General features: G+C 60.2%; 24 protein-coding genes. 6 read left to right on the forward strand and 18 right to left on the reverse strand.

All coding sequences use genetic code 11. The annotated features are described in order from the left end of the window. Positions 1-155 precede the first annotated feature (155 nt). Positions 156-833, forward strand: coding sequence for a hypothetical protein (locus ALTER154_RS03280; RefSeq protein WP_160085231.1), 678 nt, complete (start codon positions 156-158; stop codon positions 831-833). A gap of 22 nt (positions 834-855) precedes the next feature. Here ALTER154_RS03280 and ALTER154_RS03285 read toward each other — a convergent pair whose 3' ends face one another. From ALTER154_RS03285 to ffh, 6 genes are all read right to left on the reverse strand, one after another. Further along, positions 856-1,260: an acyl-CoA thioesterase gene (locus tag ALTER154_RS03285; protein ID WP_090248566.1), complete on the reverse strand. Its 405-nt coding sequence runs from the start codon at positions 1,258-1,260 to the stop codon at positions 856-858. 172 nt (positions 1,261-1,432) lie between these two features. After that, positions 1,433-1,783, reverse strand: a complete 351-nt coding sequence (gene rplS, locus ALTER154_RS03290) for a 50S ribosomal protein L19 (protein ID WP_090248568.1) — start codon at positions 1,781-1,783, stop codon at positions 1,433-1,435. Between the two features lie 40 nt (positions 1,784-1,823). Continuing rightward, complete coding sequence (trmD, locus tag ALTER154_RS03295; RefSeq protein ID WP_160085232.1) at positions 1,824-2,576, reverse strand: tRNA (guanosine(37)-N1)-methyltransferase TrmD; 753 nt, start codon at positions 2,574-2,576, stop codon at positions 1,824-1,826. A gap of 5 nt (positions 2,577-2,581) precedes the next feature. After that, a complete protein-coding gene (gene rimM, locus ALTER154_RS03300) occupies positions 2,582-3,118 on the reverse strand; it encodes a ribosome maturation factor RimM (RefSeq protein WP_090248571.1) in 537 nt (178 codons plus the stop codon). A 5-nt stretch (positions 3,119-3,123) separates the two neighbouring features. After that, entirely contained in the window at positions 3,124-3,375 is a 252-nt protein-coding gene (rpsP, locus tag ALTER154_RS03305) for a 30S ribosomal protein S16 (protein ID WP_090239277.1), read from the reverse strand. Positions 3,376-3,628: 253 nt separating this feature from the next. Then, on the reverse strand, positions 3,629-5,002 hold the full coding sequence (gene ffh / locus ALTER154_RS03310; RefSeq protein WP_160085233.1) for a signal recognition particle protein: 1,374 nt from the start codon (positions 5,000-5,002) through the stop codon (positions 3,629-3,631). Between the two features lie 156 nt (positions 5,003-5,158). Between ffh and ALTER154_RS03315 the strand changes: the two genes are divergently transcribed. Both ALTER154_RS03315 and ALTER154_RS03320 read left to right on the forward strand, forming a co-directional pair. Beyond that, entirely contained in the window at positions 5,159-5,959 is an 801-nt protein-coding gene (locus tag ALTER154_RS03315) for an inner membrane protein YpjD (RefSeq protein ID WP_090248574.1), read from the forward strand. A gap of 10 nt (positions 5,960-5,969) precedes the next feature. Next, positions 5,970-7,259, forward strand: a complete 1,290-nt coding sequence (locus tag ALTER154_RS03320; protein WP_160085234.1) for an HlyC/CorC family transporter — start codon at positions 5,970-5,972, stop codon at positions 7,257-7,259. Here ALTER154_RS03320 and ALTER154_RS03325 read toward each other — a convergent pair. Genes ALTER154_RS03325 through ALTER154_RS03345 form a run of 5 tightly spaced genes read right to left on the reverse strand, consistent with a single transcriptional unit; the run spans position 7,225 to position 10,511 of the window. Continuing rightward, positions 7,225-7,965, reverse strand: coding sequence for an SGNH/GDSL hydrolase family protein (locus ALTER154_RS03325; protein WP_256665442.1), 741 nt, complete (start codon positions 7,963-7,965; stop codon positions 7,225-7,227). The genes ALTER154_RS03320 and ALTER154_RS03325 overlap by 35 nt on opposite strands. Beyond that, positions 7,962-9,143, reverse strand: coding sequence for a formate-dependent phosphoribosylglycinamide formyltransferase (gene purT, locus ALTER154_RS03330; RefSeq protein ID WP_160085235.1), 1,182 nt, complete (start codon positions 9,141-9,143; stop codon positions 7,962-7,964). Before purT ends, ALTER154_RS03325 begins: the two co-directional genes overlap by 4 nt. Before the next feature lie 27 nt (positions 9,144-9,170). Continuing rightward, positions 9,171-9,362, reverse strand: a complete 192-nt coding sequence (locus ALTER154_RS03335) for a DUF1289 domain-containing protein (protein WP_160085236.1) — start codon at positions 9,360-9,362, stop codon at positions 9,171-9,173. Beyond that, on the reverse strand, positions 9,362-9,886 hold the full coding sequence (locus ALTER154_RS03340) for a gamma carbonic anhydrase family protein (protein WP_160085237.1): 525 nt from the start codon (positions 9,884-9,886) through the stop codon (positions 9,362-9,364). The genes ALTER154_RS03335 and ALTER154_RS03340 overlap by 1 nt, the downstream gene beginning before the upstream one ends. 19 nt (positions 9,887-9,905) lie before the next feature. Beyond that, positions 9,906-10,511 (reverse strand): CoA pyrophosphatase, encoded by a 606-nt coding sequence (locus ALTER154_RS03345; protein WP_090248583.1) that lies wholly within the window; start codon positions 10,509-10,511, stop codon positions 9,906-9,908. Between the two features lie 173 nt (positions 10,512-10,684). Between ALTER154_RS03345 and ALTER154_RS03350 the strand changes: the two genes are divergently transcribed. After that, entirely contained in the window at positions 10,685-11,242 is a 558-nt protein-coding gene (locus ALTER154_RS03350; RefSeq protein ID WP_160085238.1) for an NUDIX hydrolase, read from the forward strand. Between the two features lie 15 nt (positions 11,243-11,257). After that, complete coding sequence (locus ALTER154_RS03355) at positions 11,258-11,761, forward strand: murein L,D-transpeptidase family protein (RefSeq protein ID WP_090248586.1); 504 nt, start codon at positions 11,258-11,260, stop codon at positions 11,759-11,761. Between the two features lie 45 nt (positions 11,762-11,806). Here the strand turns inward: ALTER154_RS03355 and ALTER154_RS03360 are convergent, their stop codons facing one another. From ALTER154_RS03360 to purL, 3 genes are all read right to left on the reverse strand, one after another. After that, positions 11,807-12,124 carry a YqfO family protein gene (locus ALTER154_RS03360; RefSeq protein WP_160085239.1) on the reverse strand — a complete coding sequence of 106 codons (318 nt, stop codon included), beginning with the start codon at positions 12,122-12,124 and terminating at the stop codon, positions 11,807-11,809. A gap of 158 nt (positions 12,125-12,282) precedes the next feature. Then, positions 12,283-12,552, reverse strand: coding sequence for a CDGSH iron-sulfur domain-containing protein (locus ALTER154_RS03365; protein ID WP_160085240.1), 270 nt, complete (start codon positions 12,550-12,552; stop codon positions 12,283-12,285). A gap of 18 nt (positions 12,553-12,570) precedes the next feature. After that, the gene (purL, locus tag ALTER154_RS03370) at positions 12,571-16,467 is read right to left on the reverse strand and encodes a phosphoribosylformylglycinamidine synthase (RefSeq protein WP_160085241.1); all 3,897 of its coding nucleotides are present in this window, start codon (positions 16,465-16,467) and stop codon (positions 12,571-12,573) included. Positions 16,468-16,631: 164 nt separating this feature from the next. On the opposite strand from purL, the gene mltF reads away from it, so the two are divergent. Continuing rightward, a complete protein-coding gene (gene mltF, locus ALTER154_RS03375; RefSeq protein WP_160085242.1) occupies positions 16,632-18,092 on the forward strand; it encodes a membrane-bound lytic murein transglycosylase MltF in 1,461 nt (486 codons plus the stop codon). Between the two features lie 223 nt (positions 18,093-18,315). On the opposite strand, the gene tadA is transcribed toward mltF, so the two are convergent. From tadA to guaA, 4 genes are all read right to left on the reverse strand, one after another. Next, entirely contained in the window at positions 18,316-18,798 is a 483-nt protein-coding gene (tadA, locus tag ALTER154_RS03380) for a tRNA adenosine(34) deaminase TadA (RefSeq protein ID WP_160085243.1), read from the reverse strand. A gap of 2 nt (positions 18,799-18,800) precedes the next feature. Next, complete coding sequence (locus ALTER154_RS03385; protein WP_160085244.1) at positions 18,801-20,171, reverse strand: multicopper oxidase family protein; 1,371 nt, start codon at positions 20,169-20,171, stop codon at positions 18,801-18,803. 145 nt (positions 20,172-20,316) lie between these two features. After that, complete coding sequence (locus ALTER154_RS03390; RefSeq protein ID WP_160085245.1) at positions 20,317-22,845, reverse strand: mechanosensitive ion channel family protein; 2,529 nt, start codon at positions 22,843-22,845, stop codon at positions 20,317-20,319. A gap of 217 nt (positions 22,846-23,062) precedes the next feature. After that, positions 23,063-24,643 carry a glutamine-hydrolyzing GMP synthase gene (gene guaA, locus ALTER154_RS03395; RefSeq protein ID WP_160085246.1) on the reverse strand — a complete coding sequence of 527 codons (1,581 nt, stop codon included), beginning with the start codon at positions 24,641-24,643 and terminating at the stop codon, positions 23,063-23,065. Positions 24,644-24,714 lie beyond the last annotated feature (71 nt).

Below are 24,714 nucleotides of genomic sequence, written 5' to 3' on the forward strand. Positions count from 1 at the left end.
GCACGCAAGACCGCACCGGAAGGTCGATAGACAACCGACCAGCGGTGGCGAGACCAATGAAAAAAGCCGTCGTCACCCTATCTTTGGGAGGGTGACAGATGCCCATTTGCAGACCATGATTGCATCACGCCACTACAGCACAATGGTGCCAACGTATGTCCAGCCAACAGAACTCACGCCTTGGTCAGGTTCTGATCAACAAAGGACTGATTAACCGCGGCCAGCTGGATGCGGCCATTCAACTGCAACTCACCAACCATAAACGCCTGGGTGAGACGCTGATCGAGCAAGGCTGGCTAACTGAACGCCAGCTGAAAAAAGCCCTCAGCAAACAGAACAACCTGCGCCTGGCCGCCACTCTGGTCGCCGCCCTGCTCAGCCCCTTCCAGATTGCCAGTGCCGATGCACCACGCAACCTGCCCAGCGCCATCAGCCAGGAAGAAACCCCACGCGGCCTGCGCCCGCTGAGCGATATGGAAATGAGCAATGTCAGCGCCCAGGGCCTAGACGACGTGCTGCAAGGCCTGTTTCTACAAGCCGGTAGCGGTGACGGTTTGGGCACCGTTGGCCAGTTAAGCAAACTGGTGATGCCGGTACTGAGCAGCCTTGAGGCGGAAACCTCGATGAAGGATGTGCAGTACGACACCAGCAAACTGACCTCTGCGATCAATGCCGATGGCTCAGTCAATGTGCGCCTGCCGAGTTCGATTGGTGAGCTGCGCTTCGACAACATCCGCGTTGCCGGCGCCTCACCAGGACAGAGCTTCGGCAGCCTGAGCTTGCACGATATCGACCTGTCGCAGGCCTCACTGCGAATCAGCCTGCACCAATAGAACCTACAGCAGACACCAGCCTTCAGACTGGCAACACAGGCACCGGCTTCTTCTGCCCGTCAATCGCGACAAAGCTAAACACGCCGCTGATTGCCCGCTCGCGGGCATCGCTGCACATGCTTTCGACAAACACCTCGACCTCGACTTTAAGGCTGGTATTGCCGACCTTGATCACTCGCCCAATCAGCTCGACGATCGAGCCGGCGGGAATCGCGTGCTTGAAGTCGATGCGATCAGACGACACCGTCACTAAGGGCAAGCGACAAAAGCGCGTGGCGGCGATAAACGACACTTCATCCATCCAGGCCAGCGCCGTACCGCCAAACAGCGTGTTGTGATGGTTGGTGGTCGGCGGGAATACCGCCTTGGTCACACGGGTTTCCGATAGCTCGATGCGCCGCAGGATTTCTTGCTCTCTCGGGGTCATACCACTACTGCCTGAATCAATCGGATGTGGCTGCCACTGTGCTGCGGGAGGTTATTATGATTATTTTCACGCTGCCAAATGGGCAGAGCTAAGGCGGGTAAAACTTACCAGTCACCGGCCCAGAAACGAAAAAAGCAGCCCGAAGGCTGCTTTTTTACAAGGAAGCTGAGACTTAGCCCAGTTTTTCCTTGATGCGTGCTGCTTTACCCGACAGGTCACGCAGGTAGTAAAGCTTAGCTTTGCGCACGTCACCGCGACGCTTAACAGCCAGGCTATCAACCAGCGGGCTGTAAGTCTGGAAAGTACGCTCTACACCAACACCGTTGGAGATCTTACGAACAGTGAAAGCACTGTTCAGACCACGGTTACGCTTGGCAATAACAACGCCTTCAAACGCCTGCAGACGCTGACGGTCACCTTCTTTCACTTTAACCTGGACAACAATGGTGTCACCTGGTGCGAAAGTTGGGATCTCTTTGCCCATCTGCTCAGCTTCAAGTTGCTGAATAATCTTGTTGGTCATGCTGCGCTCCTAAGACAGGCCTCGGCCGGTCATCGATACATTAACTATCGTCCCGCTGGCGGACGTATTCCTCCAGCAGCTTTTTCTCTTCTCCAGAAAGCGAGCGGCTTTCCAGAAGATCGGCGCGTCGTTCGTAGGTCCGACCAATGGACTGCTGCAAACGCCAGCGCCGGATGTGTTCGTGGTTGCCACTAAGCAACACGTCAGGAACACGTTTATCCGCATACACCTCCGGGCGGGTGTAGTGCGGGCAGTCGAGTAAGCCATCCGTAAAGGAGTCTTCTTCGGCCGAATTTGCATGACCCAATGCACCAGGCAAAAGGCGCGTTACCGCATCGATCAGCACCATGGCCGGCAGCTCACCGCCAGACAGGACGTAGTCCCCAATCGACCATTCTTCATCGACATGCGCCTCAATAAAGCGCTCATCAATGCCTTCATAGCGGCCGGCAATCAGGATCAATGCATCCTCATTAGCCAGTTCGCGTACTGCTGACTGCGTCAGCTGGCGACCTTGCGGCGATAGGTAAATCACCTTGGCCGCACCACCTGCAGCGCGCTTCGCCTCAAGCAAAGCATCTTCAAGCGGCTTGATCTTCATCACCATGCCTGGGCCACCACCAAAAGGCCGATCATCCACGGTGTGGTGACGGTCTGTGGTGTAGCTACGCGGATTCCAGCAGGTCAATTGCAACAAACCCTGCTTCACCGCTCGGCTGGTAATGCCGTATTCACTGATTGCGGCAAACATTTCCGGGAACAGCGTAATGACTTCAACGCGCAGATTTGGCATCAGGCTTAGAAGTCCGCATCCCAGTCGACCCGCATTTCGCCAGCACTTAGGTCAATCGACAGCACGCATTGCTCAATGTAGGGCAACAAGCGCTCACGACCATCCAGGCTGTCGGTGCAGGGTTTGACCACCATCACATCATTGGCACCCGTCTCAAACAGATGATCGATCTTGCCGAGCAATTGCCCTGCTTGATCAATAACCTTAAGACCTTCCAGCTGGTACCAGTAGTAATCACCGTCGGCCAAATCAGGGAACAGGCTGCGCGGAACACAGATCTCATAACCCGCGAGAAGACGTGCTTCATCACGGTCATCAAGACCCTTAAGCTTCGCGACCAGGAATTTATCACTCCCGCGTCCACTGACCAGCTCTACCTGTTTGACACTGCCATCGCGCCTAAGCGTCCAGGTCTTGTACTCCAACAGGTTTGCAACAGGATCAGTAAAGGAATACACCTTCACCTCACCGCGAACGCCATGTACGGAGTAGATCTTGCCGATAACGATCAAGTCATCGGTAGAAGCAGGCGTCGCGTTCATATTGCTTAGGCCGCAGCCTTAGCAGCATCCTTCAACAGCTGAGCAACACGATCAGACGGCTGTGCGCCGACGCTCAGCCAATGAGCCAGGCGATCTTGTTTAACGGACAGACGAACTTCCTGACCGCGAGCGATCGGGTTGAAGAAACCGATTTCTTCTTTGTGCGAACCGTCGCGTGGGTTACGGCTGTCGGTCACGTTGATTTTGTAGAACGGGCGCTTTTTGGAGCCGCCAAGGGCAAGACGAATCGTTAGCATGTGAACATAGTTCCTGTAGTCGGTGCTGCAAATCTAAATGCACAGCGGGCATAGGTGCCCGAAAGGCCGCATATTCTAAGGAATATCCGGATTTTTGCAAATGGCTTTTTCAGGCGCATGAGGCCGTGCAAGCAAGATTTGCCAGAGGGCCGCTATCCAAACCGGCCAATCAGCTCCCGCGAAAGGCGGGTTTACTGTAAACACCCGCCAACTCAGCGGGGTTTGCGCCGACATCGCTGCCGACGCGGATTCCTTATATCTTCGGCATGCCGCCCGGCATCATCCCACCCATGCCGCGCATCATCTTGGCCATACCGCCTTTGGCGGTGAATTTCTTCATCATCTTCTGCATCTGCTTGTGCTGCTTGATCAAGCGGCCGATGTCCTGCACCTGAGTACCGGAACCCATGGCGATGCGGCGCTTGCGCGAGCCACTGATCACGTCAGGATCGCGGCGCTCCTGAGGCGTCATCGAGTTGATGATCGCCTCCATCTGCTTGAACTGTTTCTCGGCAGCGCCTTGGGCATTGCCCATTTGCGCCAGATTGACGCCGCCCATCTGTGGCAGCTTGTCCATCAGGCCGCCGAGACCGCCCATGTTCTTCATCTGCTGCAGCTGGTCACGGAAGTCTTCGAGATCGAAGCCCTTACCCTTCTTCAGCTTTTTGGTGAGCTTCTCGGCTTTCTCACGATCCAGGGTCTGCTCGGCCTGCTCGATCAGACTGAGTACGTCGCCCATGCCGAGAATGCGCGAGGCAATTCGGTCCGGATGGAAGGGCTCCAGCGCCTCGGTCTTCTCGCCCATACCGATAAATTTGATCGGCTTGCCGGTAATCGCACGCACCGACAACGCCGCACCGCCGCGCGCATCACCGTCGACCTTGGTCAGCACTACGCCCGTCAGCGGCAGCGCATCATTAAAGGCCTTGGCGGTGTTGGCGGCGTCCTGACCGGTCATGGCATCGACCACGAACAGAGTCTCGACCGGCTTGATCGCCGCATGCAGCGCCTGGATCTCCGCCATCATCTCGGCATCAATGGCCAGACGACCGGCGGTATCGACGATGACTACATCAATAAACTTGAGTTTGGCTTCCTTAATCGCCGCTTCAGCGATATCCACCGGCTTCTGGCTGAGATCGGAGGGGAAGAAAGTCACGCCAATATCAGTGGCCAGGGTTTCCAGCTGCTTGATCGCCGCCGGACGGTAAACGTCGGCAGACACCACCATCACGGTCTTTTTCTTGCGCTCTTTAAGGAAGCGCGCCAGCTTACCGACAGTGGTGGTCTTACCCGCACCCTGCAGACCTGCCATCAGCACCACGGCTGGCGGCACGGCATTCAGCGCGAGGTCCTCGTTGGCCGCGCCCATCAGCTCTTCGAGTTCGGCGCGAACGATCTTCACGAACGCCTGGCCCGGCGTCAGGCTCTTCGACACCTCGGTGCCGACCGCGCGATCCTTGACCTTATTAACGAAGTCCTTGACCACCGGCAAGGCAACATCAGCCTCGAGCAAGGCCATGCGCACTTCACGCAAGGTGTCCTTGATGTTGTCTTCGCTCAGCTTGGCTTTGCCAGTGACATTTCGCAGGGTCTGCGAAAGGCGGTCAGTCAGATTTTCGAACATGCGCGTTCCTTTCAGGCTCAGTCGAGCCGAGGGTGGGCTTGCAACAGGTCGCGGATTATAGCGAAGACTGCAAGGCACCGACACCGCCAGACGCTTTCGTGGCGCACGGGTTGTATGCCACACTGGCCGCCTTTCGGGTTTGCCTGACAAGGATTTATGCACCCTCTGCTACCCAGCCTCGCCGCTGCCTGCCTCTATGCCGGAGCCGCACTCTATCAAGGCCTGCGCCTGCAACAGCGCAGCACATCCAATAAGCGCCTGCTGGTTGCACTCGGCACACTGGCGCTGCTGCTGCACGGCAGCAGCCTGTTTCTGCAGATGTTCGATGCCAGTGGTCTGTCGCTGGACTTCTTCAAGGCCGCCAGCCTGATTGCCGCCGCCGTTATTCTGCTGACGCTACTGGCCTGCATGCGAATCCCGGTGGAAAACCTGCTATTGCTGCTATTCCCCCTGGGCTTTGTCACGGTGCTGCTCGCGCAATTTATGCCCAGCGGCACCACCCAGGCCATTGATGAAGCACCCGGCATCCTGGCGCACATCCTGCTGTCGATCACCGCTTACGGCATGCTGACCATTGCCGTGTTCCAGTCACTGCTGCTGCTGCTGCAGGACCATCAGCTCAAGCACAAGCACCCGTCCGGGCTGATCAAGAACTTCCCACCCCTACAAACCATGGAAAGCCTGCTGTTCGGCTTTCTCTGGGCTGGCTGGGGATTGCTGTCACTCTCTCTGCTGTCTGGCGCGCTGTTTATCAGCGACCTGTTTGCCCAGCACCTAGCGCATAAAACCATCCTCTCGTGCTTTGCCTGGGTGGTGTTTGCCGTGCTGTTGTGGGGCCGCCATCAACTCGGCTGGCGCGGCCACAAAGCCATTCGCTGGACCCTGGCGGGCTTCTGCCTGCTGATGCTGGCCTATTTCGGCAGCAAGCTGGTTCGCGAATTCATCCTGCATATCTGAGACCCCTTCCGTGGACGACCTTCACTCCGGCTACCTGCTTGGGCTGCTGATTTTTCTGATTCTGTGCTCAGCCTTCTTCTCCAGCTCGGAGACCGGGATGCTTAGCCTCAACCGTTATCGCCTCAAGCACATGGCCAAGGAAGGGCATAAGGGCGCCAAGCGCGTCACTATCCTGCTCAGCCGCCCAGACCGCCTGCTCGGCACGATTCTGGTCGGCAACAACGTGGTCAATATCCTCGCCGCCTCCATCGCCACCGTGCTGGCCGTGGATATCTGGGGCGAAGCCGGGATCGCCATTGCCACCGCTGGCCTGACCATCGTCGTGCTGATTTTCGGCGAAATCACCCCGAAAACCTTGGCAGCGCTGCGCCCGGAACTGGTGGCCTTTCCCGCGAGTCGCTTGCTGCTGCTGCTACAACGCCTGCTCTACCCGGTAGTCTGGACCACCAGCACCATCAGCAACGTGCTGCTGCGCCTGCTCGGCATCGATCCTTCGCAACGCGCCAGCGACAGCCTGTCCACCGAAGAACTGCGCAGTGTAGTGCGCGAATCCGGCGCCGGCATGCCGAAGAATCGCCAGAACATGCTGCTTGGCATCCTCGACCTTGAGCGGGTGACGGTGGATGACATCATGATTCCGCGCAACGAAGTCACCGGCATCAACCTCGATGACGACCTCGAAAGCATCATCAGCCTGCTGACTAACACCACCCACACGCGCCTGCCGGTGTTTCGTACCGACATCAATCAGATCGAAGGCATCGTGCATATGCGCCAGATTGCCAGACTGCTGACGCATAACGAGCTGAGCAAAGAGGCGCTGCTAGCAGCCTGCAACGAGCCGTATTTCGTACCCGAAGGCACGCCGCTGTCGACTCAGCTGATCAATTTTCAGAAGCAGAAACGCCGGATCGGCATCGTCGTCGACGAATACGGCGATGTGATCGGCATCGTTACTCTGGAAGACATCCTCGAAGAAATCGTCGGCGACTTCAGCAACCAGGACACCCTGCGCAGCCCGGACATTCATCCTCAGGAAGACGGCACCCAGGTAATCGATGGCGCCGCCTATATCCGAGAAATCAACAAGGCACTGGATTGGCACCTGCCCTGCGATGGCCCGAAAACCCTCAACGGCCTGGTTACCGAGGCGCTGGAAAGTATCCCCGACAGCGCCGTGTGCCTGAAGATCGGCCCTTATCGCCTGGAGATTCTGCAGTCGTCAGATAACCGGGTAAAAAGCGTGCGCGCCTGGCAAACCAAACCTAAGACGCACGCCGAGCCGCCGGCGCAAGACTGACGGCCAGCCCCTGCGCCCACACGCGATAGCCCAGACCTGACGGGTGATAACCATCACGCGCCAGGTACTCGGCGGAAAATTCCAGCTCAACCGCGTGATGCCCTGCCCCCAGGCTCACGACCAACTGACGCAGGCGCGCATCCAGCAAGCCTGCGCGCATACCGAGCAAACGCCGCAGCAGCCAGGGCAAGGCGCTGAAATGCTGCAGCGGCGGCACACTGCTGAACGCCACTCGAGCACCACGCGCGGCCAACGCTTCAGCCATGCCGCCGAGTGCGGCGTCCCAACGGGGTAATGAGGTCAGGTGGGTGGTGTCATTGACGCCGAAGACCAGCAGCGCCAGATCAAAGGGCTGATCCAGCACCTGCGGTAGTAACCGCTCACGGGCTTGCGCGGCCGTAATGCCGTTCTCGCCACACGCCCGCCAGGCAACCGGACGGCCGCATCGCGCAGCCAACGCCGTAGCCAACTGCCCGACCAACGCGGCGTCCAGCTCATCCACACCGACGCCAACTACGGTCGACTCACCCAGCACCAGCAGGCGCAGTGGCTCGCCCGGCAGATCTGCGCCAGCCACGCCACTCAATGGCCCTGCAGCTGGCGGTAAACGCAGCGCACTACGACGCGTGCGCACTGCTAGCGGCAAGGCAATCGGCGCCAGCAGTGCCAAGCCTAGCCACCAGGCATAGGCCCGTAACGCACTCACAGCTCGACCTTGACCGCCTGCGCAGCACGCGTGGCCTTGGTCCGCGCCGCTTGTAACGACTCATCCCGCGCCAGCGCCACGCCCATACGACGCTGGCCGCTGACTTCGGGCTTGCCGAACAGACGCAAAGCGGTATCCGGCTCAGCCAGAGCCGACGCAAGATTGCCGAAGCTGACCTGCTGCGACTCGCCCTCGACCAATATCACCGCAGAAGCCGACGGCCCGAACTGACGAATCGCTGGAATCGGCAAACCAAGAATCGCCCGCGCATGCAGGGCAAACTCGGACAGATCCTGGGAAATCAGGGTGACCAAACCGGTGTCGTGCGGGCGCGGCGAGATTTCGCAGAACCACACCTGATCACCTTTGACGAACAGCTCAACGCCGAACAGCCCGCGCCCACCCAGTGAACCGGTAACCGCCAGAGCGATGCGCTCGGCTTCAGCCTGAGCCTTGGCGCTCATCGGCTGCGGCTGCCAGGACTCCTGGTAGTCTCCCTTGACCTGACGATGGCCAACAGGCGCGCAGAAGGTGGTGCCGCCACTGTGGCGCACGGTAAGTAACGCGATTTCATAATCAAAATCGATAAAGCCCTCGACGATCACCCGGCCCTTGCCGGCGCGGCCACCTGCCTGGGCGTAATCCCAGGCAGCTTGCAGATCATCCAGGCTTTTCAGCACCGACTGGCCCTTGCCGGAAGAGCTCATGATCGGTTTGATCAGGCAGGGAAAGCCGATGCTCTCGACTGCGGCGCGGCACTGCTCGAAGGAGTCGGCAAACTGATAGGGCGAGGTCGGCAGGCCCAGCTCTTCGGCGGCCAGGCGGCGAATGCCTTCACGGTTCATGGTCAGCTGCGCAGCGCGGGCACTGGGGATAACGGTAAAACCTTCATTCTCCAGCTCGACCAGGGTCGCGGTGGCAATGGCCTCGATTTCCGGAACGATATAGTGCGGCTGCTCCAGCTCGATCACCGCGCGCAGGGCTGCGCCATCGAGCATATTGATCACGTGGCTGCGATGCGCCACCTGCATGGCCGGCGCGTTCGCGTAACGGTCAACGGCAATCACCTCGACACCAAGGCGTTGCAGTTCGATCACCACTTCCTTGCCCAGCTCGCCAGAGCCACACAACAGCACACGGGTCGCGCTCGGCGACAAAGGGGTTCCGATACGGGGCATGGTGAATCCTCAAACTGATCAAGAAAGTTACAGCAGAATGCCTTTGGCCTTAGCCCGCTCATGACACTGCACCAACACCTCACGGCGCTCAGCGTTATCCATCAGGCTCCAGCGGGTGATTTCGGCGACCGTGCGCTGGCAACCGATACAGATATCTTCATCATCCAGCGCGCAGACATGCACGCAGGGCGAGGCAACGGGACGTATCTGCGATTGCATCAGTCGTCCTGCTCCTGCAGATCACGAGCATAGCGCTGGGCGTTGTGCACGTAATGGGCAGCGCTGGCTTCGAGCATCTTCTTTTGCGGTTCGGACAGCTCGCGCACCACCTTGCCGGGCGAGCCCATAACCAGCGAGCCGTCGGGAATTTCCTTGCCTTCACCGATCAGGCTGTTGGCGCCGATGATGCAGTACTTACCGATTTTGGCGCCATTGAGGATCACCGCATTGATGCCGATCAGGCTGTAATCGCCCACCGTGCAACCGTGCAGCATGGCGTTATGGCCAATGGTCACCCCAGTGCCGACATTCAGTGGAAAGCCCATGTCGGTGTGCATCACGGTACCGTCCTGCACATTGCTGTTCTCGCCGATATGAATCAGCTCATTGTCGCCGCGCAGCACGGCGTTGAACCACACGCTGGCACCCGGCTCCAGTTTGACCTTGCCGACCAGCGTGGCATTCGGTGCAACCCAGCTGTCGGCATGGGCCTCGACGTGGGACGAACCCAGGCGGTATTTCATGGATGCTTCCTCAATAAGCTCAGGTGAGCTTGATAAAGTGCTCGGGCGGCTGATGCATATCGATATGCACATCGTCGAACACCAGGTTGACCAACTCGACCAGCATGATCGCCGTCAGCCCCCAGATTTTATATTCGCCATAGCGGTAACTCGGCACATACCAGCTGCGCCCGAGGTAATCGATACGGTGGGTGGTTTCCCGCGGGTCGTCGCGAAAGAACGCCAGCGGCACGGCAAATACGGCGGCAATCTCACCGTCGTTGGGCTTGTACTCGACAAAGTCCGGCACCAGGCCGACATAAGGGGTGACCTTAATACCGTGGCGCGACACCAGGGTACTTAGCGGACCTACCACCTCGACCAAACCCGGCGGCAAGCCAATTTCCTCTTCAGCCTCGCGCAAAGCGGTCTCGACCAGATCGGCATCTTCCGGATCACGCCGACCACCGGGAAACGCCACTTCACCACCATGGGTAGACAAACCGCTAGCGCGCAAGGTTAGTACCACTTCCGGCTCATCGCTGCGGGTGATGGGCACCAGCACTGCGGCCTCAGGGTAGCGCTTGTCAGTCTGCAGAATGTGCGGGCTATAGCCACGCATGCGGTGGAGCAACTCGTCCAGCATGAGGATTCTCGGTCTTTTATTCTGCGTTCGATCATGGCACGAAAGCAGCGCACGGCCCAAGCCCTGCGCCAGCAGCGGCAATCATTCAGGCGCTGGATAATTTGCCCTGCCAGGCCGCTTGCCGAGCAGCTGAAATGCGCGCCAAGATAGCCAACACGCAGCGAGGATCTTGCATGAAGTTCTGTAGCAACTGTGGCGGCGCGGTAAGCCATATCATCCCGCGGGGGGACAACCGCCTGCGCCACGTCTGCGCGCAGTGCCAGACCGTGCATTACCAGAACCCACGCATCATCGCCGGCTGCTTGCCGGTGTGGGGCGAACAGGTGCTGCTGTGCCGCCGCGCCATCGAGCCACGGCGCGGTTACTGGACCCTGCCGGCCGGTTTTATGGAGAACGGCGAAACCTTGGAACAGGCCGCCGCCCGCGAAACCCATGAAGAAGCCTGCGCGCGGGTGCGCAGCCTGAGCCTCTATACCCTGTTCGATCTGCCGCACATCAATCAGGTGTATATGCTGTTTCGCGCCGAGCTGGTCGACCTGGACTTTGCCCCCGGTGAAGAAAGCCTGGAGGTTCAGCTATTTCACGAACAGGACATCCCCTGGTCAGAGCTGGCTTTCCCGACCATCGGGCGTACCTTAGAATGCTACTTCGCGGACCGCCGCGAGCAGCACTACCCGGTCCGCAACGAGCCGCTCGAAGCCTTGCGCGCACATTACAAGAAAGCCTTTTGATTCACGGGAAATACGATGCGCTGGTTGTTCGCCCTACTCTGCCTGACCGTTACCCTGGCTGCTCCCGCCAGCACCACACCGACCCTTAATGGCAAAACCATCGACAAGGTGTTGGTGATCAAATCTGAACGCAAATTGCACCTGATCAGCCGTGGCGACACCCTCAAGTCCTATCGCATCTCTCTGGGCAAAAAGCCTAAAGGGGCCAAACAGCGCGAAGGCGACCTGCGCACACCGGAAGGTTTCTATTGGATCGACTGGCGCAAGACCAGCGACAAGTACAACCTGTCCATGCACATCTCCTACCCCAACGCCCGCGACCAGGCGCAAGCCCGCGCCAAGGGTGTACCGGCCGGCGGCATGATCATGATTCACGGCACGCCGCTGGATGAGGAATACCCGGAGTGGATGTTCCACACCCTGGACTGGACCGAAGGCTGCATCGCCATGCGCAACATTGATATGCGCGAGGTCTGGGCAGTGGTCAAGGACGGCACCCTGATCGAAATCAGACCCTGATCAATAGACATAAAAAAGGCGCCTTCATGGCGCCTTTTTTATGAATTAGAACTGGATATCTGACAGCCGCCACACCTCAAAAGCTGGCGTTTCATAGGGATGCTGCTTCTTCATGGCCTTAACGGCATCATGGATCAGCTCATCGACCACGACCATCTCGACTTTCCACTCTGCCACCTGTTCGACCTGCCCAAGCTGACCGAGAAATGGCTGACTGCCTTCCAGAGCGCGGAACTGGCCCTGCCCTAGGGCTTGCCAACAACACTGATCATAATGACCAATACGTCCGCCGCCGGCGCTGAACACCGCGCTTTTCACGGCATCCAGATGAGTTTCAGGCACATAAAAACACAGCTTGTACATCGAAGTCTCCGCCGGCAAGACTGATAAAAACAGTTCGATAATGATGCCACACAATAATGGCATTTTGCCTTATCGGGTATTCGCGCAGCCCATCACACTTGCACCCTATGACCGGATAATGTGCTGTGTGTTCAACGTATTAGCTTAATAAGCCCAGGCTACAAACCACGCCAGAATCGCCGCCAGCGGGCCTTGAAGCCGCTTACCGGCTGGTTATGGCTACCATCACAGTAAGGTAGACGTTGCGAGCGCGCGCAACGGCAAAGCAGCAGAAACTGCTCACGTTCAGGCTGCAGTTTAAGCGCATCAGGGCAGGCAGAAACACAATCGGGAAGCTGGGACGAACGCCCGCAGCGGCACAGCAATAAAGTATCGCCAGGTTTGACCTGGCGCACCTCAGGCAGAATCGGCGCAGGCTTACTCGACATAAGCCCGCGCCAACCGGATCAATCCACCCACACGCGGGCGTTGCGGAACATGCGCATCCAGCCGGCATCTTCCTGCCAGTCATCCGGTTTCCAGGAGTTCTGGACAGCGCGGAACACCCGCTCCGGGTGCGGCATCATGATGGTCACGCGGCCGTCGCGGCTGGTCAGGCCGGTAATCCCGCGTGGCGAACCATTCGGGTTGGCCGGGTAGGTCTCGGTGACCTTGCCGTGATTGTCGATAAAGCGCATGGCCACGCAGCCGGACAGATCGGCTTCGAGCAGAGCTTCCTCGTTCTCAAACTCGGCATGCCCCTCACCGTGCGCAATGGCGATCGGCATGCGCGAACCGGCCATGCCGCGCAGGAAGATCGAGGCCGATTCCTGCACCTGGACCATCGCCACACGCGCTTCGAACTGCTCGGAACGGTTACGCACGAAGTGCGGCCAGAACTCAGTGCCAGGGATCAGCTCGTGCAGGTTGCTCATCATCTGGCAGCCGTTACACACGCCAAGACTGAAGCTGTCCTTGCGCTCGAAGAACGCCTGGAAGCCATCACGGGCGCGGCTGTTGAACAGGATCGACTTGGCCCAGCCTTCGCCGGCACCCAGCACGTCACCGTAGGAGAAGCCGCCGCAGGCGACCAGACCTTTGAATCCGTCCAGGCTGACGCGACCACTGAGGATGTCGCTCATATGTACGTCGATCGCGTTGAAACCGGCGCGATCAAAGGCCGCTGCCATTTCCACCTGGCCGTTGACGCCCTGCTCACGCAGCACGGCGATCTGCGGACGTACACCTTTACGGATATACGGCGCGCTGATGTCCTGATTGACGTCGAAGCTGAGCTTGGCCGACAAGCCTGGGTTTTCCTCATCGAGGATGGTGTCGAACTCCTGCTCGGCACACTGCACGTTGTCGCGCAGACGCTGAATCTGGTAGCTGGTTTGCGCCCACTGGCGCTGCAGCAAGCGGCGCTGACCGCCGAAAACCGGCTGACCATTGAAGCTGATGGCCACGTCGTCGCTGTTGACCGGCTGACCGATCACCGCCACGCAGTCGCCCAGACCGGCGGCGCTGAACTGCGCCAGCACTTCCGGGGTGGCGTCCTGATGCACCTGAATCACCGCGCCCAATTCTTCGTTGAACAGCACGGCGGCCAGCTCAGCGCTGTTATCGGCCAAGGCGTCGAGGAACAGGTTCAAGCCGCAGTGGCCAGCGAAAGCCATTTCCAGCGCAGTCACCATCAGGCCGCCGTCTGAACGGTCGTGGTAAGCGAGGATATGGCCGTCTGCATTCAGACCTTGGATCACCGCGAAGAAGGCCTTGAGGTCTTCAGCGTCATCCACATCCGGTGCCTGGGTGCCGAGCTTGCCGTACACCTGGGTAAGGATGGAGGCACCCATGCGGTTCTGGCCGCGGCCCAGGTCGATCAGGATCAGGTCGGTTTCGCCCTTGTCCATGCGCAGTTGCGGGGTCAGGGTCTTGCGAATATCGCTGACCGGAGCAAAGCCAGTCACCACCAGCGACAGCGGCGAGGTCACGCTCTTATCCGTGCCCTCGTCGCGCCATTGGGTTTTCATCGACATCGAGTCCTTGCCCACCGGAATGGTGATGCCAAGTTCCGGGCACAGCTGCATGCCGACCGCTTTCACGGTGTCATACAGACGCGCATCTTCGCCCGGGTGGCCGGCAGCGGCCATCCAGTTGGCGGACAGTTTGATGTCGGAGAGCTTTTCGATGCGCGATGCGGCCAGGTTGGTCAGGGTCTCGCCAATCGCCATACGCCCGGACGCCGCAGCATCCAGCAGCGCCAGCGGCGTGCGCTCGCCCATGGCCATGGCTTCACCGGTATAGACGTCGAAGCTGGTGGCGGTGACCGCGCAGTCAGCCACCGGCACCTGCCACGGACCAACCATCTGGTCGCGAGCAACCAGACCGGTAATGGTGCGGTCGCCGATGGTGATCAGGAAGCTCTTGCTGGCCACGGCCGGGTGATGCAGCACGCGGGTCACGGCTTCGTCGATGGCCAGGGTGCTGGCATCGAAATCATCGCCCAGCTCAGCTTCGCGGGCGGCCGAACGGTGCATGCGCGGCGGTTTGCCGAGCAGCACTTCCAGCGGCATGTCCACCGGGGTGTTGGCGAAATGGCTGTCAGTCACGGTCAGGTGGGCTTCTTCGGTGGCCTCACCAACCACGGCAAACGGGCAACGCTCGCGCTCACAGATGGCCTTGAAACGCTCGAAATCGACAGCACTGACGGCCAGTACGTAGCGTTCCTGGGACTCGTTGCTCCAGATCTCGTGCGGAGCCATGCCCGGTTCGTCGTTGGGCACGTTGCGCAGTTCGAAGCGGCCACCACGGCCACCGTCATTGACCAGTTCCGGGAAGGCGTTGGAGATACCACCGGCACCGACATCGTGGATAAAGGCGATGGGGTTGTTGTCACCCAGCTGCCAGCAACGGTCGATAACTTCCTGGCAGCGGCGCTCCATTTCCGGGTTTTCGCGCTGTACCGAGGCGAAATCCAGATCAGCCGAGCTGGCACCGGTGGCGACCGACGAAGCGGCGCCGCCGCCCAGGCCGATCAGCATGGCTGGGCCGCCGAGCACGATCAGCTTGGCGCCCACGGTGATCTCGCCCTTCTGCACGTGATCTGCACGAATGTTGCCCATACCGCCGGCGAGCATGATCGGCTTGTGATAACCACGCACTTCTTCACCGCGCGGGGTCTGGATCGCCTGCTCGAAGGTACGGAAGTAGCCGGTCAGGGCCGGACGGCCAAACTCGTTGTTGAACGCCGCGCCACCCAGCGGGCCTTCGATCATGATGTCCAGCGCGGTAACGATGCGCTCGGGCTTGCCGTAAGGCACTTCCCAAGGCTGCTCGAAACCGGGGATGTTCAGGTTGGATACGGTAAAACCGGTCAGCCCAGCCTTCGGCTTGGCACCACGGCCGGTGGCACCTTCGTCGCGAATCTCGCCACCGGAACCGGTGGACGCACCGGAGAACGGCGAGATGGCCGTCGGATGGTTGTGGGTTTCCACCTTCATCAGGATATGCACGGGCTCCTGGGTCGCGCCGTACTGGCGGGTCTCAGGGTCCGGAAAGAAACGCCCGGCAACGCTACCGACGATCACCGAGGCGTTGTCCTTATAAGCGGACAGCACGCCTTCGTTGTGCATCTGGTAGGTGTTCTTGATCATGCCAAACAGGGATTTTTCCTGGCTTTCGCCATCGATATCCCAGCTGGCATTGAAGATTTTGTGGCGGCAATGCTCGGAGTTGGCCTGAGCGAACATCATCAGCTCGATGTCGTGGGGGTTGCGCCCCAGACCATTGAAGCTGGTCACCAAATAATCGATTTCGTCTTCGGCCAGCGCCAGGCCCAGCTCAACGTTGGCCTTCTCCAGCGCAGCGCGACCGCCACCGAGGATGTCCACGGCAGTCAGCGGCTTGGGCTGGGCGTGGCTGAACAGCGCAGCGGCGCCTTCGAGGTTATCCAGCACCAGCTGGGTCATGCGGTCATGCAGTACGTCGGCAACCTGCTGCGCCTCGGCGGCATTCAGCTCGCCGCTGACGTAGTACGCCAGGCCGCGCTCGATGCGCTGAATCTTCGCCAGGCCGCAATTGCGAGCGATGTCGCTGGCCTTGCTCGACCAGGGCGAGATAGTGCCAAAGCGCGGAATGGTCAGGAACAGGCGGCCGCTTGGCTCCTGCACCGGCACACTCGGGCCGTATTTCAGCAAACGGGCCAATACCTGCTCTTCGTCGGCAGTCAGAACGCCGGTGACTTCAGCGAAATGCGCGAACTCGGCATACAGGCCGGTGACCGCAGGAACCTTGCTGGTCAGTTGCTCAAGCAGTTTGCCGTGACGGAAAGCAGAAAGGGCGGGAGCGCCGCGCAGGATCAACATCGGGGACAGCCTCTGGGAAGGGGTGTACTTTGAGGCCGTGCATTCTAGCCTAAAGCGCCGCCAACGGCACCCGTGAAGGCGGGCCAAACGTAGCAACTGCGCTAGCAGAGAAGCAACCCGCTGTCGAGATATGGCGCGCCCCATGCTTTGCGTATACTGCGCCAATGTTTGCCCAATCTGCGTTCCGCGTGCGCTGCGCCTGCTGGCTGTCGGTGATCGGAATCCTCCTGGTGCTCGGCGGCTGTGCTGAAGAACCCAGCACACTCGAGCGCGTTCAGGCGGAGGGTGTACTGCGGGTGATCACTCGCAACAGCCCGGCCACCTACTTCCAGGACCGTAACGGCGAAACCGGCTTCGAATACGAGCTGGTGAAGCGCTTTGCCGATGATCTGGGTCTTGAGCTGAAAATCGAAACCGCCGACAGCCTCGACGAGCTGTTCGCCAGCCTGAACAAACCCAACGGGCCGGTACTGGCTGCCGCCGGTTTGGTAGAAAGCGACGGACGGCAGCAACACGCACGCTTCTCCCTACCCTACCTCGAAGTCACCCCTCAGGTGATTTATCGCAACGGCCAGCAACGCCCGACCCGCCCGGATGATCTGCTCGGCAAACGCATTCTGGTGCTCAAAGGCAGCAGCCATGCCGAACAACTGGCGGCGCTCAAGCTGCAATTGCCCGAACTGAGTTATGAAGAGTCAGCTGCCGTTGAAGTGGTCGACCTGCTGCGCATGGTCGATGAAGGGCAAATCGACCTGACCCTGGTCGACTCCAACGAGCTGGCGATGAATCAGGTGTACTTCTCCAACGTGCGCGTGGCCTTTGACCTAGGCGATGCGCAAAACCTGGCCTGGGCCACAGCCCCTGGTGAAGACCGCAGCCTGCTTGATGAGATGAATGCCTTTATCGAGCGAGCGCACCAGAACGGCAGCCTGCAGCGCTTGAAAGACCGCTACTACGGCCATGTCGATGTACTCGGTTATGTCGGCGCCTACACCTTCGCCAAGCACCTGCAACAACGCCTGCCGCGCTACGAGAAACACTTTCGCGAAGCTGCCCAAGCCAATCAGGTCGACTGGCGCTTGCTCGCCGCCATGGGTTATCAGGAATCACTCTGGCAACCCACCGCCACCTCGAAAACCGGCGTGCGCGGGCTGATGATGCTGACCCTGCGCACCGCCCAGGCCATGGGCGTGTCAGACCGCTTGAACCCCAAGCAGAGCATCGAAGGTGGGGCCAAATATATTGTCTATGTAAAGAACCAGCTGCCGGAAAGCATTCAAGAGCCGGACCGCACCTGGTTCGCTTTGGCGTCCTACAACATCGGCGGCGGCCACCTGGAAGATGCGCGCAAGCTCACCGAGGCCGAAGGCCTGGACCCGAATAAGTGGCTGGATGTACAGAAGATCCTGCCGCGCCTGTCGCAGAAGCAGTGGTACAGCAAAACCCGTTATGGCTATGCCCGTGGCGGCGAACCAGTGCACTTTGTGCGCAACATCCGCCGCTATTACGACATCCTCACCTGGGTAACCCAGCCGCAGCTGGAAGGCTCGCAAATCGCCGAAAGCAATCAGCATGTGCCGGGCATCGACAAACGTCAGCCTAATGAGCAGACCCCGCCGCTTTAACAGAACCTATTTCAAAGGCGCGCGAGCTAGAGTCCTGCAAGGCGCTACGTAGTAACAGCCTCCGGCTGGTCAAAACGGCGAGGAAGCGGAGTTTACTGATGTAAATGAGCATTACCCGCTTCGCTCGCCCTTCGGGTCGCGCTAAAGCGCGTTAGCCGCAAGCGGCTTACCGAGCCTGGTTTTAACGCCGCAGGGCCGACGCGCAGCAGACTTTGGATAAGTTCTAGCGCTGCTCGCGCCTGGCCTTGAAGAACGCACTCAGCGCCGCACCGCACTCCTCCGCCAATACGCCACCCTCAATCAACACCCGGTGATTAAGAAACTCCTGGCTGAAAAACTGTCCGCGACTCAACGCTACCCCAGCTTTAGGCTCGGTTGCGCCATACACCACGCGCTGCACCCGCGCATGCACGATCAGCCCGGCGCACATGCTGCACGGCTCCAAGGTGACATACAGGGTGCTGCCCGGCAGACGGTAGTTATCCACGGCCTGGGCGGCGGCGCGAATCGCCACCATCTCAGCGTGGGCGCTGGGGTCATGCGTGGAGATCGGGCAATTAAAACCGCGCCCGACAATCTGGCCATCCTGCACCAGCACTGCGCCGACCGGCACCTCGCCCAAGGCCGCACCTTCGGCGGCCAGGGCCAGGGCCTCGCGCATAAAGTGCTGATCCTGGCTGCGATCAATGATCAGGGGGTGGCGCACGCTTAAACGACCTCGATTGATGCCATCAGACCGGTTTCCATATGGTCGATCACATGGCAGTGGAACATCCATACCCCGGGATTATCGGCGACCAGCGCGACGCGCGCGCGCTCATTCTTGCCCAGCAGGTAGGTGTCGGTGAAATACGGGATGATCGACTTGCGGTCCGAGGCTAGCACCTTAAAGGTCATGCCATGCAGATGGATCGGGTGCTGATACTGGCTGAGGTTGCGCAGCTCGAAGATATAACTCTTGCCCAGCTGCAGCCGAGCAATTGGCCGGTCGGCGCAGGTCTTGTCGTTGATATCCCAGGCCTGGCCATTGATCTGCCAGAAGCTGTGCGCCGCGCCCTGGTCCAGACCGACCGATACCGCACCAGCCCACTCGAAGTTGAATTTGACGGTTTCCGCATTGGCCAGATCAGGCTCGGCCACCGGGTTAGCTGGCAGCGCAGGCGGCCACTCACCCGCCCCCTCGGCATTGGGCTGCGCGCGCAAGGTCGCCAAGCGCAATGGCCCGTTACGCAGCGACAGCTCATTGCCGGCCGCAGGCACCTTCAACCCAAGTTCGATACGCATACCTGGCCCCAGCCAGTACTCCTTGCCCAGCGGCCTTGGCTCGACCGGATTGCCGTCCAGCGCATAGATACGCGCATCCGCGCCGGGCAGGTTAAGGCGATAGGTCAGGGTGTTATCCAGATTGATCAGGCGCAGGCGCACCACCTGCCCGGCAGGTAAATCCAGGGTTGGCGCGTGCTTGCCATTGACCGTACTCAGTCGCCCAGGGGTGCCGCCACGAGCCGCCTCGCGCGGTACGCTGAAATCGGTAAAAGCGCCCTGCTCGTCGATATGCCAGCTTTTCAGGTTCAGCGTGTGGTCGTGGAGAAAGCCCGTCGGCTCGCGCTCTTCGACGATCAGCGCGCCGACCAACCCACGCCCCAGCTGCTCGCCGCTGGCGACGTGCGGGTGATACCAGAAGCTGCCGGCGTCGGGAGTGATGAAGTTGTAGTCGAAGTATTCACCCGGCAGCACCGGCGCCTGCGACACATAAGGCACGCCGTCCATCGCCAACGGCAGACGGATGCCATGCCAGTGAATAGTGGTCGGCACGTCCAACTTATTAATGAAGCGCACGCGCAAGCGCTCGCCCTGACGGCAGCGCAGCTCGACCCCAGGCGCTTGCCCACCATAGGCCCAGGCCGAGGTGGTTTGCCCCGGCACCAGCTCGATATCCAGCGGCGCGGCGATCAGCTCATAGTCATGGGTCGCCACATTTTCCGGACGACCCAGCCAGTAGCGCACGCCACCAGCACCAAGTCCGACGACGCCAAGCCCAGCCAGGCCGATCAGCATTTGTCTGCGGGAAAACAACATATCCACTCCAGGTTGCCTGGCTATATGCCATGGCCATGCATCGGAGGAAGAACTCACTCCCGATAGATGCAATAGTTTCTCATCTAACTAGCGCTCAAGACGAGCCTGAAATCGAGGCTGATTGCCGCACCGCTGGCATAGGGGATCAGGAAGCGTCCAACTTACCGCCGCCATGGCCGACCTGGCGCATCGCCTCGGTCAACTCGTCAGGCACCCCGCGTAGATTGAGGTCGTACTGGTTGTACGGGATGCTGATATTGGCCGCCGCAAGCGCCTGCAGCATGCTCACCATCAGCTCGCTGCGCGTAGTGGTCCAACGGTCGTAGTCCTGCGCCCAGGCGCGCACGCTGAAGTTCAGCGAGCTGTCACCATACTCCTGCAACAACACGACCGGCGCAGGCTCTGCGGCCACTCCAGGGACAGCGCGTGCCACGCTGGCCAGTAGTTCAATCACTTGGGCAGGGTCGCTACCGTATGCGACGCCGATCGGCACTTCAATGCGCCGATTGCGGTCCTGCAGCGTCCAGTTGGTCAGGTTATTGGCAACCAGAGTGCCATTAGGCACCACGATGTCGGCGCCATCGAAGGTACGGATCTTGGTGGCGCGTAGGCCAATTTCGCGGACGCTGCCGCTGGCGCCGTTGATCTCGATAACGTCGCCAGGCTGAATCGGCCGTTCGAACATCAACACCAGCCCCGACACGAAGTTACTCACCAACCCCTGCAAGCCAAAGCCAATACCCACACCCAGTGCGCCGAACAACAGCGTCAACTGACTGACCTTGAAACCCGCCGCCGACAACGCCAGCAAAAAGCCCAGCAACAGCAGCGCGTAATAGGTGAGCGAGGCGATGCTGTTGCCCACCCCGCGTGGCAAGCGGCTATGTCCCTGCAACTGCTCGCGCAGTATCAACTTGGTCGCCCGCGCTGCAGCAATAGTGATCAGCACCGACAGGGCAAACACCAGCACATCTCCCAGGCTGATGGACAACTCGCCGACCTCGACGTCATAGCCCAACACCTGACTGACGAACGCCTGCACCGGCAACAACACGCGAAAGCGATCCATGCTGTACAGCAGCCAACTGACTGCCGCTGCCAGTAACAATGCGCGACGCAACCAACTCAACAATGCCTGGCCGTGTCGACGAAACAGCCATACCCGCTGCACAGCCGGCAGCTCCATCAGCATCCGCAGCAGCGCATTGACCAAAGTCATACTGGCGTACAGCAGCAGGCCGATATAACCGCTGTCAATCACCCCGCTGGTGAGCGTCTGAGTCAGCAGCACGGCACCGGCCAGATTGGCCAGCAGCGAAGCCAGCAGCAGCCCGCCGCCCAGCCAGAAAGCTCCACGCACCATCGTTCGTGCCCAGCCGACACTGCGTTCGGCTCGCCGCAGCATCTGCCGCAGTAGCCAGAGCGTGAGTAGCAGCGCGACGACCGTCAGCCCGAGCTGAAACACGCGATAAAAGTCTTCACCGCCCCATAACAGCGCCCCCAGCCGGTCTGCCAGATACAAGCCAGCCGCCATTAGCGGCCAGCTGCCAAGCAGGTCATGGGCACGCTGCGGGAGCATGCGCAACGCAGGCACCACTGCCAGCAGCGTCAGCACCTCAAGCGCCATCATGGGTGCATCCGACTCGAACACCTGCACGACCATCACGGCCAGCAGCAACCAGGCGGACAACGGGCGCGCGGCTACCCGCTGGCTATCGTCATCACGGCTCACGTGAGGCGCCAAGCGCTGCTGGCGCGCCAGCCAGAGCAACACAAGCAACAGCAGCACCAGCAGTGCTTGCATCGTGTGTACTTTGATGGCGTTCACCGCGCTGTAGGCATCGGCAAAGCGGGCTTCAATATCCAGCCCCGGCACCACTGAATCCGCATCGGCTTGCTGGTCGTCAGGTACATGCAGCGCCTGCCACAACGGCAGCGAATCACGGCTAAACAGGCGTGCATCAACACCGCTGATGACCCTGTCCACTTCTTCGCGCCCAAGCTGAATACTTGAATTGATCGCATTGGCCCGTTGCCCCAACTCAATCAGCTGCTCCAACGGCGCTGCAAGCGCCTGCTCGGCCGCCTGCAGCTCGCTGATCATCAAGTCGATCTGCCGAGCCAGAGGCACGGGCATGCTGTCTGCCGGGGTCGCCACGCGCGTGGCCTGCCAACGTGCACGGCGTAGCGACAGCTCAGCCGTGTCATCGGCATAAGGTTTGGTGACGGCGCGCGTCTGCGTACGCCAGGCTTGAATACGGTGGGCATCGAAGCTCCAGTGGCGCGCCAGACTCTCCAGACGCACAAAAGGCAGCTGGCGCAGTTCATCCACGCTGAAGGCCCGCAATTTCTCATCGACGGGCCGCGCAATGTCATCAAGCAGAGCGCCAAGCGCGGCAGCCGGGGCCGCACTCGCTGCCCTGCGTTTGGCACGGTCCGCCAGACGCTGGTCATCATCCGCGCGCAGCAGAATGTCACTCAGGGCAATCGCCGCAGCAGCCGTGGCAGTTGGAGCAACAGAAGCTGATTCGTCTTGCGCCCACGCTGGGCTGACGGCCAGCAGCAGAGTGCTCAGGGCCAGCCCCAGCAGATGGCCAAGCAACTTATCCTCGGTTGCAGCGCCCTGACGGCAGCAACGCCGCGCCATGCTCGCCAAGGCAAATAGTGCGGTCATCGTGATCTCCCTGCATAAATGGCCGGACACCTGGATTCTGGTTCAATCCGCCGCCCGAGCATAGCCACGATAAACGCTGCAGGTTTCGCCAGCCTGCGGCTGACTGAATAAAAACAGCCGCTGCCTCTAAGCCAATAGAGAACAGCGGCTGCCCGATACCCATACGCAGGCGCAACCGATCAGGGCCAACAAAAAGGGGGCCGCAGGCCCCTTCTGGTTACTCCCACTCGATGGTGGCAGGCGGCTTGCTCGACACGTCGTAGGTGACGCGGGAGATGCCTTCGATTTCGTTGATGATGCGGCCACTGACAGTTTCCAGCAGCTCGTAAGGCAGGTGCGCCCAACGTGCAGTCATAAAGTCGATGGTCTCCACCGCGCGCAGGGCAACAACCCAGGCGTAACGACGGCCGTCACCGACCACGCCCACCGATTTCACCGGCTGGAACACCACGAAGGCCTGGCTGACCTTGTGGTACCAGTCAGCCTTGCGCAGCTCTTCGATGAAGATATGGTCAGCGCGACGCAGCAGGTCGGCGTATTCCTTCTTCACTTCGCCGAGGATGCGCACGCCCAGGCCTGGGCCAGGGAATGGATGACGGTAGACCATGTCGTACGGCAGGCCGAGTTCCAGACCCAGACGACGCACTTCGTCCTTGAACAGTTCGCGCAATGGCTCGACCAGTTTCAGGTTCATCTCTTCCGGAAGGCCGCCGACGTTGTGGTGCGACTTGATCACGTGGGCCTTGCCGCTCTTGGCGCCCGCCGACTCGATGACGTCCGGGTAGATGGTGCCTTGGGCGAGGAACTGGATGTTATCCAGCTGGCTGGCCTGGGCATCGAACACGTCGATAAAGGTGCGGCCGATGATCTTGCGCTTCTTCTCCGGGTCGGCTTCGCCGGCCAGGTTGTCGAGGAACTGCGCTTCAGCGTTGGCACGGATCACCTTGACGCCCATGTTCTCGGCGAACATGGCCATCACCTGCTCGCCTTCGTGCAGGCGCAGCAGGCCGTTGTCGACAAATACGCACGTCAGCTGATCGCCAATGGCTTTGTGCAGCAGCGCCGCAACCACCGAGGAGTCCACACCGCCGGACAGGCCGAGCAGCACGTTGGCATCACCGACCTGGGCGCGCACCTGGGCGATGGCGTCTTCGGCAATCTTCGACGGCGTCCACAGGGCTTCACACTCGCAGATGTCGAGAATGAAGCGCGACAGGATACGGCCGCCCTGTTTGGTGTGGGTCACTTCCGGGTGGAACTGCACGCCGTAGTAACGGCGCTCATCGTTGAACATACCGGCAATCGGGCAGCTCGGGGTGCTGGCCAGGACGTGGAAGTCGGCCGGCATCTTGGTGACTTTGTCACCATGGCTCATCCACACGTCTAGGCCGAACAGGCCGTCGGCGTCGACGTGATCTTCGATGCCATCGAGCAGGCGGCTCTTGCCAACCACATCCACGCGGGCATAGCCAAACTCACGGAGATCAGAACCCTCGACCTTGCCGCCCAGCTGCTCAGCCATGGTCTGCATGCCGTAGCAGATGCCGAACACCGGCACGCCGAGATCGAACACCGCTTGCGGGCAGCGCGGGCTGTTGGCTTCGTGCACGGACTCAGGGCCACCGGCGAGGATGACGCCTTTGGGAGCGAATTCGCGGATCGCGTCCTCATCCATGTCGAACGGGTGCAGCTCACAATACACACCGATCTCACGCACGCGGCGGGCGATCAGCTGGGTGTACTGGGAGCCGAAATCCAGAATCAGGATGCGGTGAGCGTGGATGTCTTGATGAGCCATGACCGTCTCTCGTAGCGAAATTCACAAATGACTCGGGGCTGCCCTGTAAAACAACAGCGACAGCCCCGGGC

The organism is Pseudomonas sp. 9AZ, assembly GCF_902506525.1.
In the GTDB taxonomy this organism is placed as follows: Bacteria; Pseudomonadota; Gammaproteobacteria; order Pseudomonadales; family Pseudomonadaceae; genus Aquipseudomonas; species Aquipseudomonas peli.